This window comes from Actinomadura sp. NPDC000600 (assembly GCF_040492135.1).
Taxonomy (GTDB): domain Bacteria; phylum Actinomycetota; class Actinomycetes; order Streptosporangiales; family Streptosporangiaceae; genus Spirillospora.
The window spans coordinates 54,237-67,908 of sequence record NZ_JBEUPD010000015.1 but is presented as its reverse complement, the minus strand read 5'-3'; the positions used below and the strand labels follow the sequence as shown (position 1 = coordinate 67,908).

Sequence of the window (13,672 nt, the reverse complement as noted above, 5' to 3'; positions counted from 1 at the left end):
TTACGGAAGCCCTCCAGATAGGTAGGGTCTCAGTAGGTCGTCGGCTCTCTTCGTGAGGAGGTGGCGGGGCGTGGCCGCTCGTGACGATGCTGGGGCGCGCAGGGCGCAGCACGAAAAGGAGGTCAAGGACCTCCAGACGCAGATCTCCTTCCTGGAGGAGGAGATCTCCGTGCTGCGCCGCAAGCTCGCGGAATCCCCGCGCCAAGTACGTGTGCTGGAAGAACGCCTCCATGAGGCACAGGCCAACCTGGCCGCCGTAACCGGTCAGAACGAGCGTCTCGTAGCGACCCTCAAAGAGGCTCGCGAACAGATCGTGGCGCTCAAGGAGGAGGTCGACAGGCTCGCACAACCACCCTCCGGGTTCGGCGTCTTCCTGGACGCCCGCGACGACGGGACGGTCGACATCTTCACCGGGGGGCGCAAGCTCCGCGTGAACGTCAGCCCGGCCGTCGAGATCGACGATCTGCAGCGCGGCCAGGAGGTCATGCTCAACGAGGCCCTCAACGTCGTCGAGGCGCTGAAGTTCGAGGAGCAGGGCGAGGTCGTCATGCTCAAGGAGCTCTTCGACGACGGCGAGCGGGCCCTGGTCATCGCGCACGCCGACGAGGAGCGCATCGTCAAGCTGGCCGAGCCGCTGCGCGGCGTGGCGCTGCGGGCGGGCGACTCCCTCATGCTCGAGCCGAGGTCCGGCTACGTCTACGAGAAGATCCACAAGGCGGAGGTCGAGGAGCTCGTCCTCGAAGAGGTCCCCGACATCTCCTACGACGAGATCGGCGGCCTCGGATCGCAGATCGAGATGATCCGCGACGCCGTGGAGCTGCCCTACCTGCACGCCGACCTGTTCCGCGAGCACCAGCTCCGGCCGCCCAAGGGCGTGCTGCTCTACGGTCCGCCCGGCTGCGGCAAGACGCTCATCGCCAAGGCCGTCGCGAACTCGCTCGCCAAGCAGGTCGCGGAGAAGACGGGCCAGGAGGGCAAGAGCTTCTTCCTGAACATCAAGGGCCCCGAGCTGCTGAACAAGTACGTCGGCGAGACCGAGCGGCACATCCGCCTGGTCTTCCAGCGGGCGCGCGAGAAGGCGTCCGCCGGGACGCCGGTCATCGTGTTCTTCGACGAGATGGACTCCATCTTCCGCACCCGCGGGTCCGGGGTCTCCTCCGACGTCGAGAACACCATCGTCCCCCAGCTGCTCAGCGAGATCGACGGCGTCGAGGGGCTGGAGAACGTCATCGTGATCGGCGCGTCCAACCGCGAGGACATGATCGACCCCGCGATCCTGCGCCCCGGCCGGCTGGACGTCAAGATCAAGATCGAGCGGCCGGACGCCGAGGCCGCCAAGGACATCTTCTCCAAGTACATCCTCGACGGACTCCCGCTGCACCCCGACGACGTCAAGGAGCACGGCGGCTCCGCCGAGGCCACCGTCGAGGCGATGATCCAGCGCACCGTCGAGCGCATGTACACCGAGAGCGAGGAGAACCGCTTCCTGGAGGTCACCTACGCCAACGGTGACAAGGAGGTCCTGTACTTCAAGGACTTCAACTCCGGCGCGATGATCCAGAACATCGTCGACCGGGCCAAGAAGATGGCCATCAAGCAGTTCCTCGACACCGGCCAGAAGGGCATGCGGGTCAGCCACCTGCTGGCCGCCTGCGTCGACGAGTTCAGCGAGAACGAGGACCTGCCCAACACCACCAACCCGGACGACTGGGCCCGCATCTCCGGCAAGAAGGGCGAGCGGATCGTCTACATCCGCACGCTCGTCTCCGGAACCAAGGGCTCCGAGGCCGGACGCTCCATCGACACCGTCGCCAACACCGGCCAGTACCTGTAGCCCCGACCCGGCGCATGCGCGCGGCGGCCCCTCCAGACGGGGGCCGCCGCGCGGCATGCCCCGCCACGCCCGCCGCTAACAGCGGGCCCCATGGCTCCACCCTCCCGGCCCCGATAGGCTCGACGATATGAGTGTTCGGCGGGTGATGGGCATCGAGACCGAGTACGGCATCTCCGTACCCGGACAGCCAGGGGCCAACGCGATGGTGACCTCCTCCCAGGTCGTCAACGCCTACCTGGCGGCGTCGGCGGCACGGGCCCGCAGGGCCCGCTGGGACTTCGAGGAGGAGAACCCCCTCCGGGACGCCCGCGGCTTCGACCTGGCGCGCGAGGTCGCCGACCCCACGCAGCTCACCGACGAGGACCTCGGCCTCGCCAACGTCATCCTCACCAACGGCGCCCGGCTGTACGTGGACCACGCCCACCCCGAGTACTCGGCGCCCGAGTGCACCAACCCGCTCGACGCCGTCATCTGGGACAAGGCCGGCGAGCGCGTGATGGCCGACGCCGCGCGGCGCGCCGCGCTCGTGCCGGGCACCCACCCCATCCAGCTCTACAAGAACAACACCGACAACAAGGGCGCCTCCTACGGCTGCCATGAGAACTACCTCATGCGCCGCGAGACGCCCTTCGCCGACATCGTCCGGCACCTCACCCCGTTCTTCGTCTCCCGCCAGGTGGTCTGCGGCGCCGGCCGCGTCGGCATCGGCGTGGACGGCCGCGGCGACGGCTTCCAGATCAGCCAGCGCGCCGACTTCTTCGAGGTCGAGGTGGGGCTGGAGACCACCCTCAAGCGGCCGATCATCAACACTCGCGACGAGCCGCACGCCGACCCCGAGAAGTACCGGCGGCTGCACGTCATCATCGGCGACGCCAACATGGCCGAGCTGTCCACCTACCTCAAGCTCGGCACCACCTCGCTCGTGCTCGCCATGATCGAGGACGGCTTCCTCACCGTCGACCTGTCGGTCGACATGCCCGTCGCCGCGCTGCGCGCCGTGTCCCACGACCCGTCCTGCAAGCACCTGCTCACGCTGCGCGACGGCCGGAAGATGACCGCGGTCCAGCTCCAGATGGAGTACCTGGAGCAGTCGCGCAAGTACGTCGAGGACCGGTTCGGCTCGGACGTCGACGAGATGACCCGGGACGTCCTCGACCGCTGGGAGTCGGTCCTGCACCGCCTCGGGGACGATCCCATGCAGCTGTCCCGGGAGCTCGACTGGGTCGCCAAGCTGTCCCTGCTGGAGGGCTACCGCAGCCGCGACGGGCTCGACTGGTCCCACCCGCGCCTGCAGCTCGTCGACCTGCAGTACACCGACATCCGGCCCGAGAAGGGCCTGTACAACCGCCTGGTGGAGCGCGGCCGCATCGACCGGGTCGTCACCGAGGCCCAGGTCCAGGCCGCGGTCGAGGACCCGCCCGAGGACACGCGGGCCTACTTCCGGGGCCGCTGCCTGCGCCAGTACGCCGAGTCGGTCGCCGCGGCCTCCTGGGACTCGGTCATCTTCGACGTCCCCGGCCGCGAGTCGCTGCAGCGCGTCCCCACCCTGGAGCCCCTGCGCGGCACCAAGCAGCACGTGGGCGCCCTCCTGGACCGCTGCCGCACCGCCGCCGACCTCGTGGCCACCCTGACCGGCCAGAGCTGAGCCCCGGCACGGGCGTCCTGAACGGCCCCGGGACGGGTCCGCTCGCGCGTGCATTGGATAGCGGGACTATCGAGCGCGATCGGTACCGCTGACCTGGCGCGACGGTGAAGGGCTCGGTTTCCTGGCCGGTTTGCCCGTTTCGCTGGGCGGTGGACCGGCGATAACCCGAGCATGCCCCCGGTCCCCGGCCGGAGACGGCGAAACGGAGCCGAGAGTTCCGCGCACCGTCGAAGATCGGAGATAGGGTCGGAGGCACCGGCAGAGCGGAGGTACGGAATGGCCACGAAGGACACCGGCGGTCAGAAGCAGACCACCCGGCGCACGGAAGAGGTCGAGGAGACCGAGGCCACGACCACCGAGGACGTGCAGGAGCGCCAGGAGAAGCTCACCGACGACGTGGACTCGATCCTGGACGAAATTGACGAGGTGCTGGAAGAGAACGCCGAAGACTTCGTCCGCGCCTATATCCAAAAGGGCGGGCAGTGATCCCCGGTCCTGGCGGATCGGCCACATAGCGAATCGCCGTTTCTCCGGGGGCGGAACTCCGACCTGACACGGCAGTGAGGACATGGGTGGGCCCGGCAGGGGCCCGCCCATGTTCGTGCGTCCAGGGGCGGACGAGGGCCGGCCGGGCGGGGGCCGGGTTCGCCGTGGGCTGACCGGACCGGTGATCGGGCGGCATGCGCGCGGGCGACCTTGAACAGTAGGGTCGTAGAGTCCGCGCCGGTGAGATCACCGGAGCCGGCGCAATGGTGGAGGGGAAGGGAGTCGCGTGGCGTCCCACGATTCGCACACCGGACGTCTGCCGGGGTTGTTCGCGAGCCCGGATACGTCGTCGTTCACGGAGTTCCTCGGGGCGTACTCCCCGGACCTGCTGCCCGGAAGGCGGACGCCGCCGGCGTCGCGGGCGGGCGACGACATCCCGCACGGGACGACGATCGTCGCGGTCGCCTTCCCCGGCGGGGTGGTGATGGCGGGTGACCGGCGGGCGACGGCGGGCAACGTCATCGCGCAGCGCGACATCGAGAAGGTCTTCCGCGCCGACGAGTTCTCCGCGATCGCGATCGCCGGCACCGCCGGGATCGGGATCGAGATGGTGCGGCTGTTCCAGGTGGAGCTGGAGCACTACGAGAAGCGCGAGGGCCGCACCCTGTCGGTCGAGGGCAAGGCGAACCGCCTGGCGACGATGGTGCGGCAGAACCTCGGGATGGCGATGCAGGGCCTGGCGGTGGTGCCGCTGTTCGCGGGCTACGACGAGGAGCGGAACGAGGGGCGGATCTTCTCCTACGACCCCGCCGGCGGCCGCTACGAGGAGCGCGACTTCCACTCGATCGGCTCGGGGTCGGTCTTCGCGCGGGGCGCCCTGAAGAAGCTGTACCGGCCGGACCTGTCGGCGCAGGACGCGGCGCTGGCGTGCGTCCAGTCGCTGTACGACGCGGCCGACGACGACTCGGCGACGGGCGGCCCCGACCTGACCCGCCGGATCTTCCCCGTGGTGGCGTCGGTGACGGCGGACGGGTACCGCCGGCTCGGCGAGGACGAGGTGGGCGCGCTGGCGCAGGCCGTCGTCGACGGACGTTACGACTCGCCGGGCGGCCCGACCGCCCCGCTGCGATAGAAGGGATCCAGACCGGTGTCCATGCCGTTCTACGTGTCGCCCGAACAGCAGATGAAGGACAAGGCGGACTACGCGCGCAAGGGCATCGCGCGCGGCCGCAGTGTCGTGGTGCTGCAGTACGACGACGGCATCCTGTTCGTGGCGGACAACCCGTCGCGGGCGCTGCACAAGATCAGTGAGATCTACGACCGGATCGCGTTCGCGGCGGTGGGGAAGTACAACGAGTTCGAGAACCTGCGGCTCGGGGGCGTCCGCTACGCCGACATCAACGGCTACCAGTACGACCGCCGTGACGTGACGGCGCGGGGCCTGGCGAACGTGTACGCGCAGTCGCTCGGGACGATCTTCACCGAGACCAACAAGCCGTACGAGGTGGAGCTGGTCGTCGCGGAGGTGGGCGAAGACGCCGAGACCGACCAGATCTACCGGCTGACGTTCGACGGCTCGGTCGCCGACGAGCACGGCTACGTCGCCATGGGCGGGCAGGCCGAGGCGGTGGCGCAGTCGCTGAAGGACGGCTACCGGGAGGGCTCCTCGCTGGAGGCGGCGCTGCGGACGGCGGTGCGGGCGCTGGAGGCGCAGGACTCCGACCGGCACCTGGAGGCGACCTCGCTGGAGGTCGCGGTGCTGGACCGCAACCGCGAGCACCGGCTGTTCAAGCGGCTGTCGGCGGCGCGGATCGGCGAGCTGCTGTCGGCGGAGGAGTCCGGACCGGGCACCGCCTCCGGCGGCGAGGACGCCGGCGGCTCCACCGGAACCGGGGCTGACGAGGACTGACGCGCCCGCCGCCCGGCGGCGCCGTGCAGGACGGAGACGGGCCCGCGGGGCGGGGCGGCCACACCGCCCCGCCCCGCGGGCCCGCGGCGTGCCGGGCGGCTTGCGGGGCGGCTTGCGGGGCGGCGGACGGGTTCGCCGGAAACGGTGGGTCGAGAGACTGCCAAGTGACGGCCGCGCCGCATAGGGTCTTGGTGTGGACAGGCGCATCTTCGGGCTTGAGAACGAGTACGGCGTCACCTGCACCTTCCGCGGGCAGCGGCGGTTGTCACCGGACGAGGTGGCGCGCTATCTGTTCCGCAGGGTCGTGTCGTGGGGCCGCAGCAGCAACGTGTTCCTTCGCAACGGTGCCCGGCTCTACCTGGACGTGGGGAGCCATCCTGAGTACGCGACGCCGGAGTGCGACAGCGTCGTCGACCTGGTGACGCACGACAAGGCGGGCGAACGGATCCTGGAGGGGCTCCTGGTCGACGCCGAGCGGCGGCTCCGCGAGGAGGGCATCGCCGGCGACATCTACCTGTTCAAGAACAACACCGACTCCGCCGGCAACTCCTACGGCTGCCACGAGAACTACCTGGTGGGGCGGCACGGCGAGTTCGGGCGGCTCGCGGACGTCCTCATCCCGTACCTGGTGACGCGGCAGATCATCTGCGGCGCCGGCAAGGTCCTGCAGACCCCGCGCGGCGCGGTGTACTGCGTGTCGCAGCGGGCCGAGCACATCTGGGAGGGCGTGTCGTCGGCGACGACGCGGTCCCGTCCCATCATCAACACCCGCGACGAGCCGCACGCGGACGCCGAGCGGTTCCGCCGCCTGCACGTGATCGTCGGCGACTCGAACATGAGCGAGACGACGATGCTGCTGAAGGTCGGGGCGACCGACCTGGTGCTGCGGATGATCGAGGCCGGCGTGGTGATGCGCGACCTCACCCTGGAGAACCCCATCCGGGCGATCCGCGAGGTCAGCCACGACATGACGGGGCGCCGGAAGGTGCGGCTGGCCAACGGCCGCGAGGCCAGCTCGCTGGAGATCCAGAAGGAGTACTACGGCAAGGCCCGCGACTTCGTGGACGCGCGGGGCGGCGACGCCACGGCCAAGCGGGTGCTGGAGCTGTGGGAGCGGACGCTGCGCGCGGTGGAGACCGGCGACCTGGACCTGGTGTCCCGCGAGATCGACTGGGTGATCAAGTACAAGCTGATCGAGCGGTACCGGCGCAAGTACGACCTGCCGCTGTCGTCGCCGCGCGTGGCGCAGCTCGACCTCACCTACCACGACGTGCACCGCGACCGCGGCCTGTACTACCTGCTGGAGAAGCGGGGCTCGGTCGACCGGGTGTCGCGCGACCTCGACATCTTCGAGGCCAAGTCGGTGCCGCCGCAGACGACGCGGGCGCGGCTGCGGGGCGAGTTCATCCGCAAGGCGCAGGAGAAGCGCCGCGACTTCACGGTCGACTGGGTCCATCTGAAGCTGAACGACCAGGCGCAGCGGACCGTGCTGTGCAAGGACCCGTTCCGCTCCGTCGACGAGCGCGTGGACAAGCTCATCGCGGGCATGTAGGCGGACGGCCCGGCGGCGTTCGGACGCGGGGCGCGGCGCCGGCCGGCGCGCCCCGCGGACCGGCCGGGGCGACACGCGCACGGCAGGTTACCGGTAGGTCACCTGGGCGGTAGGGTGAGCGCCCAGTAGCGCTCACCACCCCCCGAAGGACCCCGTATGCGCCGTCGTCTTCGGTTCCTGCCCGCGGCCGTCGTGCTCGCCGCGCCGCTCGCCCTGTCCGCCGCCTGCTGGGGCGGCGGCGTGGACGTCGAGGTGACCGGTGACTTCGGCAAGCTGCCGCAGGTGAAGTTCCCCAAGGGGGAGCCCGGCGGGTCCTTCGCGGTGAAGACCGTCAAGGCGGGCAAGGGCACGGCGGCGCGCAAGGGCGACCTCGTCGTGGCCGACTACGTGGGCTACCGCTGGAACAAGGGCGGGCGCAAGCTGCTGGCAAGCAGCTACTCCAAGGGCGAGCCGGGCGCGTTCCCCACGGGCCGGCTGGTGCCGGGCCTGACCAAGGCGTTCGACGGGGTCCAGCCGGGATCGCGGGTGGTGGCCCGGATCCCGCCGAAGGACGGCTTCGGCGACAAGGGCGACCCGAAGCACCAGGTGGGCGGCGGCGACACGCTGCTGTACGTCCTGGACGTCCGCGCGGTGTACCCGCGGACGGCGGGCCCGCACGGCGCGCGGCAGGCCCCGCCGTCCGAGCCCGGGCTGCCGAAGGTGGCGGACGCGGCGCCGGGGCAGGCGCCGGCGGTGACGATGCCGCGCACGGCCCCGCCCAAGAGGCTCCAGGTGCGCACCCTGGTCAAGGGGGACGGCCCGGCCGTGCGGAAGGGCCAGCTGGTGGCGCTGCAGTACGGCGGGTACTTCTGGCGCGACGGCAAGGTGTTCAACTCGTCCTGGTCGGAGGGCCACCCGTTCGCGGCGATGATCGGGACGGGCCAGGTCATGACGGGCTGGGACCAGGGCCTCGTCGGGCAGCGGGTGGGCAGCCGGGTGCTGCTGGTGGTGCCGCCGGCCCTCGGGTACGGGCCGAAGGGCCTGGCGCAGTTCGGGATCAAGGGGAACGACACGCTGGTGTTCGTCGTGGACCTGCTGGGCGCGCACTGACCCCGGCCTCCCCGCCTCCCCTCTAAGTCGAACTCCCGTTGTTCTTAGAATGGCGGGATGGAGGACATCGACGCGATCGCGCTGCTGCAGGACCCGCTGCGGCGGCGGCTGTACGAGTTCGTGGCGGCGCAGGGCCGCGACGTGGGGCGGGGCGAGGCCGCCGAGGCCGTCGGCGTCGCGCGGACCCTGGCGGCCTTCCACCTCGACAAGCTGGTCGACGCGGGCCTCCTGGAGGCCGCCAGCAGGCGGTTGACGGGCCGGTCGGGGCCCGGGGCGGGGCGGCCGGCGAAGGTGTACCGGCGCTCGGCGGCGGAGCGGGACGTGTCGGTGCCCGCCCGCGACTACCGGACGGCGGCGGGCCTGCTGGCCGAGGCGGCCGAGACGGCCGGGCTCGACATGGAGCTCCAGGACGCGGCCCGCCGCAAGGGCAGGGCCCTGCGCGGCGGGAGCGGCCCGTGCGGCGGCCTGGACGATCTGGCGAAGACGCTGGTCGACCGCGGCTACGAGCCCGTCGTGGACGGCGAGGTCCTGCGCATGCGCAACTGCCCGTTCCACGCGGTGGCCGAGCAGTTCCCCCCGCTCGTGTGCGGGATGAACCTGGCGCTGCTGGAGGGACTGGTGGAGGGTTCGCCGGTCCGGGTCCGCATGGATCCGCGGCCCGGCTGGTGCTGCGTCGCGGCCGCCCCTTCTAAAAACAATGAGGATTGACATAGAAGCGGCGCCCGTGGTGAGGTGAGCCCATGAGCACACGGACCCGGTACCACCTCGCCCAGTTCAACGTCGGCACGCTCCGCCACCCCCTCGACGACCCGCGCATGGCCGACTTCATGGCGCTCGTGGAGCCCGTCAACGCGCTCGCCGACGGCACGCCGGGGTTCGTCTGGCGGCTGGTGGAGGAGGGGGAGGAGGACGCCACCGGGATGCGCCCCGCCGGCGAGGACGTGATCGTCAACTTCTCGGTGTGGGAGTCGGCGGAGGCGCTGTGGGACTTCGTCTACCGCAGCGGCCATCTGGAGACGATGCGGCGCCGCCGCGAGTGGTTCCAGCGGCACGTCGAGGCGCACCTCGTGCTGTGGTGGGTGCCGGCGGGCCACATCCCGACCGTCGGGGAGGCCCTGGAGCGCCTCGCGCTGCTGCGCGAGAACGGCCCGTCGCCGCGGGCGTTCACGTTCACCTCGTCCTACACCGCCGACGAGGCCGCGAGCGCCGGCGGCAACGAGGCCGCGGGCGGCGGCGAGGCCGCGGGCGCCGACGGGGCCGGCGCCCGCACGGCGGACGCCGAGCCCGCGGCGCTGTGAGCGTCAGCCGAGCAGGGCGGCCGTGTGGCGGCCCGCGGCGGCGGCCGTGAGGAAGTAGGGGAGGTCCTCGTCCAGGCGTCGGCCCATGGTGGACAGCCGGACGCCCCAGTCCTTCTCGGCGGCCCTGAGGGCCTCGTGGAGGCCGTCGACGGGGACGGGGACGAGCCGGTGCCGGTCGCCCAGCGGCGCGGCCCCGGCGGCGACGCGGGCGCCGAAGGGGCCCCCGAGCTCGGGGACGGGGATGTCGGCGGGGGCCAGCGCCACGCGCCCGTAGGCGGTCAGGGAGTGGTGCGACACGCCGATGTGGCGCTCCCGCTTGTCGCCCTCGCTCACCCGCAGCGCCCCCACCGGCCGCCCGCCCAGCACGGACGCGGCGTTGACGGCCTCGCCCGCCGAGACGCCGGAGAAGCCCCACCGGGTGCCCGTCCCAAGGTTTCCCGGGCCCTGGGCGAGGACGGCGACGTCGGCCTCCAGGACGAGCCGCGCGGCCAGCAGGCCGGTGTGGACGGTGACGGCCTCCAGGTCGCCGCCGAACGCCTGCCCCACGGTGACGGTCGCGGCGAGGGCCCCGGCGTCCTTCAGCTTGGCGATCGACATCGAGAACCACGCGGGCAGCGCCCCGCCGTCCGGCATGACGTAGACGACCCGCGCGGCCGGGCGCTCGGCCAGCAGGGCGGCCAGGATCGGCGGCAGCGCCGAGTGCAGGTCGGCGACGACGACGGGCATGCCGTCCAGCGAGTCGGCCTCGCGCAGGGCCGCGTGGTGGGGCGAGTCCTGCTCGTCGGCGCCGAGGACGGTGGCCTGGAGCGGGGTGTAGCGGGCCTTGACCAGGTGGCCGGGCCCCTCCGGGTCGGGCGGGAGCCTGTCGGGTACGGCGACGACCATGGCGTAGCCGCCGGTGCCGAGACCCATCGCCAAGGCCGTAGTGTTGAGCAGGACGGTGTCGCCCGGTTCGGGCCTCCCCACGAGGGCGGGGTAGGCCAGGGCCCGGTGCGTCCCGTCGCCCCCGATCGAGACGTCCAGCTCGACCGCCCCGGGCCATTCGCGGCGGATGTCCTCAACTGTGCCTTTGCGCCATCGGATCACACCGGGAAACGGTAGCGTCCTGGGCGACGGCACGTGGGGCCGATCGGCACGCCGGCCGGGGTACGGGGCTCACGGAGGAACGAGGTGGTGGCGAAGTGTCGCGGCGCAAGACCGAGCGGCTGCTGAACCTGGTGGTCTGCCTGCTCGCCACCCGGCGCTATCTGACGGCCGAGCAGATCCGCCGGGCGGTGCCCGGCTATCCCGACTCCGACGAGGCGTTCAAGCGCATGTTCGAGCGGGACAAGGAGGAGCTGCGCGAGCTCGGCGTCCCGCTGGAGGTCGGCAGCGACCAGCAGGGCGGCGGCGGCGAGGAGATCGGCTACCGGATCCCCCCGCAGGACTACGAGCTGCCCGACATCCACCTGACGCCCGACGAGGCGGCGGTGCTCGGCCTCGCGGCGCGGGTGTGGCAGCGCGCCAGCATGGCCGAGGCGGCCTCGGGTGCGCTGCTGAAGCTGCGCGCGGCCGGAGTGGAGACCGACGTGACCACCGCCGCCGGGATCGAGCCGCGGGTCAACACCCAGGACCCGTCCTTCCCCGCGCTGTGGGAGGCGGTCCGCGACGGACGCCCGGTCGCGTTCGACTACCAGGGCATCGGGCGGACGTCGGTGGCGCGCCGGCACCTCGACCCGTGGGGCGTGGTGAGCCGGCGGGGCCGCTGGTACGTGGTCGGGTTCGACCGCGACCGCGACGAGCAGCGGGTGTTCCGGCTGAGCCGCATCGTCGGGGAGGTGGCCCCGGACGGCCCGCCCGGGTCGGTGACGGTGCCCGACGGGGTGGACGTGCGGCGCATCGCGTTCGACTGGAGCGAGCCGCTGGGCGAGCCCCGCCCGGCGGCCGTCCGGCTGCGGCGGGGCGCCGCGCAGGGCCCGCGGCGGTGGGCCCGCGACGTCCGGCCGGTCGAGGAGCCGGGCTGGGACGGGGAGTGGGACGAGGCGGTCCTGACCTTCCGGGACGTCGACCGCTTCGCGCCCTACCTGGCGCGGTTCGCCGACGACGTGGTGGTGCTCGATCCGCCGGACCTGCGCGAGGCGGTGATCCAGCACCTGAAGTCGGTGCTGGCCGCGGCCGGCCCGCATCCGGCGGACGGGCGGGGAGAGCACGGGGGGACGGACGGCCGATGACGGCGAGGACGGCGGCGAAGACGGCCGCGAAGACGGCGGCGACGACGTCCACGGACAGGCTCGCGCGCCTGCTGGCGCTCGTGCCGTACGTGGTGAACCGCGACTCGGTGATGCTCGGCGAGGCGGCCGCCGCGTTCGGAGTCACCGAGAAGCAGTTGATCGACGACCTGAACCTGCTGTGGTGCGTGGAGCTGCGCGCGCCCGACCCCTACTGCCCGATCGACCTGTCCTACGAGGGCGGCGAGATCACCGTCGCGGAGGCCGAGTCGATCGCCCGGCCGCTGCGGCTGAAGGTCGACGAGGCGAGCGCGCTGCTGGTGGCGCTGCGGATGCTGGCCGGGATCCCCGACCTGGACGACCGCGACGCGCTCAGCCGGGTGATCGCCAAGCTGGAGACCGCGGCGGGCGCCGCGGCGGCGGTGTCCAGCAAGGTCGCCGTGGAGGTGGACGCCCGGGGCGGGACGGGCGACTCGGCCCGCACCGCGGTCGGGGCCCTGCGCGACGCGATCGCGGCGGGCCGCCGCGTCCATCTGACCTACTACGTCCCCGCGCGGGACGAGAACACCGAGCGCGACGTCGACCCGATGCGGCTGCTGGTCGTGGAGGGCAACACCTACCTTGAGGGCTGGTGCCGCCGGGCGGAGGGCGTGCGGCTTTTCAAGCTGGACCGGATCGCCGACCTGTCGGTGCTCGACGTACCCGCCGAGGTGCCGGACGATGCGGAGCCGATCGACGTGGACGCCGGCCTGTTCCGCCCCTCGCCGCAGGACGAGGCGGTCACCCTGGAGCTGTCCCCGCGCGGCCGGTGGGTCGCCGACTACTACCCGTGCGAGAGCGTGGAGGAACTGGGGGAGGGGCGGCTCCGGGTCGTCCTGCGCACCCCGGACGCCCGCTGGGTGCGGGGCCTGGCGCTGCGGCTCGGCGACCAGGGCCGCGTCGTCGCCCCGGAGGCGGTCGCGGCCGGGGTGCGGGAGGACGCGGCGCGCGCGCTGGCCCGGTACGGCCTGGCCTGAGCGATCGGATAGCGTGGCGGTCGTGGCGTGGGTCTCGGTTTCGGTGTCGCTCGGCTTCGCCGGGCTGGCCGTGCTCGCCTGGTGCGCGGTCAAGGTGTGGCTCGGCGTGCGGCGTTTCGGACGTGAACTGGAACGCACCCGGCGGCGGCTGGAACCGAAACGGTCGGCGCTGCGCGATGAACTCTCCCGGCTCGAGGACGCTCGGTCGCCACAACCGCCCGGGGACGGCGTACGATCGTGCTGAGTGTCACCTGTTGAAGAGGATTGCCCATGCCGAACATCGGGACTCCCGAACTGCTCATCATCCTGCTGGTCGTCGTCCTGATCTTCGGGTCGGCGAAGCTGCCCCAGCTGGCCCGGTCGCTGGGCAAGTCGGCGCGCATCCTGAAGGCCGAGACCAAGGGCCTGCGCGAGGACGATGACGACGCGCCCGCCGACCGCCCCGCGCAGACCATGCCCGCCTCCCAGGGCGAGGACGCGCGCGAGAAGGCGGCGCGGCTGCGCGAGGAGGCGGCCCGGCTGGAGCGCGAGGCGGCCGCGGGCGAGGGCGGGCAGCGTCCCCGCGGCGCGCTGGGGTCGGGCGAGCCGATCCAGGGCGTGCCGGTGTCGGACCCCGGTCAGGCGCGCAAGGGCTGA

The 13,672-nt window shown here is 72.2% G+C and carries 14 protein-coding genes; 13 read left to right on the top strand and 1 reads right to left on the bottom strand.

Translation table 11 applies throughout. From position 1 onward, the window contains the following. The first annotated feature begins 70 nt into the window (after nt 1-70). The 9 genes from arc (at nt 71) to ABWI07_RS22180 (ending at nt 9,813) form a co-directional block, all read left to right on the top strand. On the top strand, nt 71-1,834 hold the full coding sequence (gene arc / locus ABWI07_RS22220) for a proteasome ATPase (protein WP_149258262.1): 1,764 nt from the start codon (nt 71-73) through the stop codon (nt 1,832-1,834). A gap of 127 nt (nt 1,835-1,961) precedes the next feature. Next, nucleotides 1,962-3,479: a depupylase/deamidase Dop gene (dop, locus tag ABWI07_RS22215; RefSeq protein WP_149258263.1), complete on the top strand. Its 1,518-nt coding sequence runs from the start codon at nt 1,962-1,964 to the stop codon at nt 3,477-3,479. A 276-nt stretch (nt 3,480-3,755) separates the two neighbouring features. Further along, nucleotides 3,756-3,965: a ubiquitin-like protein Pup gene (locus ABWI07_RS22210; RefSeq protein WP_021593619.1), complete on the top strand. Its 210-nt coding sequence runs from the start codon at nt 3,756-3,758 to the stop codon at nt 3,963-3,965. A gap of 286 nt (nt 3,966-4,251) precedes the next feature. Next, nucleotides 4,252-5,097: a proteasome subunit beta gene (prcB, locus tag ABWI07_RS22205; RefSeq protein ID WP_149258264.1), complete on the top strand. Its 846-nt coding sequence runs from the start codon at nt 4,252-4,254 to the stop codon at nt 5,095-5,097. Between the two features lie 21 nt (nt 5,098-5,118). Beyond that, complete coding sequence (gene prcA, locus ABWI07_RS22200) at nt 5,119-5,874, top strand: proteasome subunit alpha (protein WP_149258815.1); 756 nt, start codon at nt 5,119-5,121, stop codon at nt 5,872-5,874. A 193-nt stretch (nt 5,875-6,067) separates the two neighbouring features. Beyond that, nucleotides 6,068-7,426, top strand: a complete 1,359-nt coding sequence (gene pafA / locus ABWI07_RS22195; RefSeq protein WP_089313247.1) for a Pup--protein ligase — start codon at nt 6,068-6,070, stop codon at nt 7,424-7,426. Between the two features lie 156 nt (nt 7,427-7,582). Further along, nucleotides 7,583-8,515: an FKBP-type peptidyl-prolyl cis-trans isomerase gene (locus tag ABWI07_RS22190; protein WP_149258265.1), complete on the top strand. Its 933-nt coding sequence runs from the start codon at nt 7,583-7,585 to the stop codon at nt 8,513-8,515. A gap of 57 nt (nt 8,516-8,572) precedes the next feature. Continuing rightward, nucleotides 8,573-9,223, top strand: a complete 651-nt coding sequence (locus tag ABWI07_RS22185) for a helix-turn-helix transcriptional regulator (protein WP_149258266.1) — start codon at nt 8,573-8,575, stop codon at nt 9,221-9,223. A gap of 32 nt (nt 9,224-9,255) precedes the next feature. Continuing rightward, on the top strand, nt 9,256-9,813 hold the full coding sequence (locus tag ABWI07_RS22180; RefSeq protein ID WP_353819693.1) for a DUF3291 domain-containing protein: 558 nt from the start codon (nt 9,256-9,258) through the stop codon (nt 9,811-9,813). Between the two features lie 3 nt (nt 9,814-9,816). On the opposite strand, the gene ABWI07_RS22175 is transcribed toward ABWI07_RS22180, so the two are convergent. Continuing rightward, nucleotides 9,817-10,899, bottom strand: coding sequence for a DUF3866 family protein (locus tag ABWI07_RS22175; protein WP_353819692.1), 1,083 nt, complete (start codon nt 10,897-10,899; stop codon nt 9,817-9,819). Nucleotides 10,900-10,994: 95 nt separating this feature from the next. Between ABWI07_RS22175 and ABWI07_RS22170 the strand changes: the two genes are divergently transcribed. The 4 genes from ABWI07_RS22170 to tatA are packed head-to-tail and all read left to right on the top strand — an operon-like array spanning nt 10,995 to nt 13,672. Then, a complete protein-coding gene (locus ABWI07_RS22170; protein ID WP_149258269.1) occupies nt 10,995-12,023 on the top strand; it encodes a helix-turn-helix transcriptional regulator in 1,029 nt (342 codons plus the stop codon). Then, the gene (locus tag ABWI07_RS22165) at nt 12,020-13,036 is read left to right on the top strand and encodes a helix-turn-helix transcriptional regulator (RefSeq protein WP_353819691.1); all 1,017 of its coding nucleotides are present in this window, start codon (nt 12,020-12,022) and stop codon (nt 13,034-13,036) included. The genes ABWI07_RS22170 and ABWI07_RS22165 overlap by 4 nt, the downstream gene beginning before the upstream one ends. Before the next feature lie 22 nt (nt 13,037-13,058). After that, nucleotides 13,059-13,280 carry a hypothetical protein gene (locus ABWI07_RS22160; RefSeq protein WP_235036653.1) on the top strand — a complete coding sequence of 74 codons (222 nt, stop codon included), beginning with the start codon at nt 13,059-13,061 and terminating at the stop codon, nt 13,278-13,280. A gap of 26 nt (nt 13,281-13,306) precedes the next feature. Next, on the top strand, nt 13,307-13,672 hold the full coding sequence (gene tatA, locus ABWI07_RS22155) for a Sec-independent protein translocase subunit TatA (protein ID WP_149258272.1): 366 nt from the start codon (nt 13,307-13,309) through the stop codon (nt 13,670-13,672).

Bases quoted from the DNA above. Each gene is read 5' to 3' on its own strand.
- dop (WP_149258263.1), top strand. From the start codon at position 1,962: ATGAGTGTTCGGCGGGTGATGGGCATCGAGACCGAGTACGGCATCTCC.
- ABWI07_RS22210 (WP_021593619.1), top strand. From the start codon at position 3,756: ATGGCCACGAAGGACACCGGCGGTCAGAAGCAGACCACCCGGCGCACG.
- prcA (WP_149258815.1), top strand. From the start codon at position 5,119: ATGCCGTTCTACGTGTCGCCCGAACAGCAGATGAAGGACAAGGCGGAC.
- ABWI07_RS22190 (WP_149258265.1), top strand. From the start codon at position 7,583: ATGCGCCGTCGTCTTCGGTTCCTGCCCGCGGCCGTCGTGCTCGCCGCG.
- ABWI07_RS22185 (WP_149258266.1), top strand. From the start codon at position 8,573: ATGGAGGACATCGACGCGATCGCGCTGCTGCAGGACCCGCTGCGGCGG.
- ABWI07_RS22180 (WP_353819693.1), top strand. From the start codon at position 9,256: ATGAGCACACGGACCCGGTACCACCTCGCCCAGTTCAACGTCGGCACG.
- ABWI07_RS22165 (WP_353819691.1), top strand. From the start codon at position 12,020: ATGACGGCGAGGACGGCGGCGAAGACGGCCGCGAAGACGGCGGCGACG.
- tatA (WP_149258272.1), top strand. From the start codon at position 13,307: ATGCCGAACATCGGGACTCCCGAACTGCTCATCATCCTGCTGGTCGTC.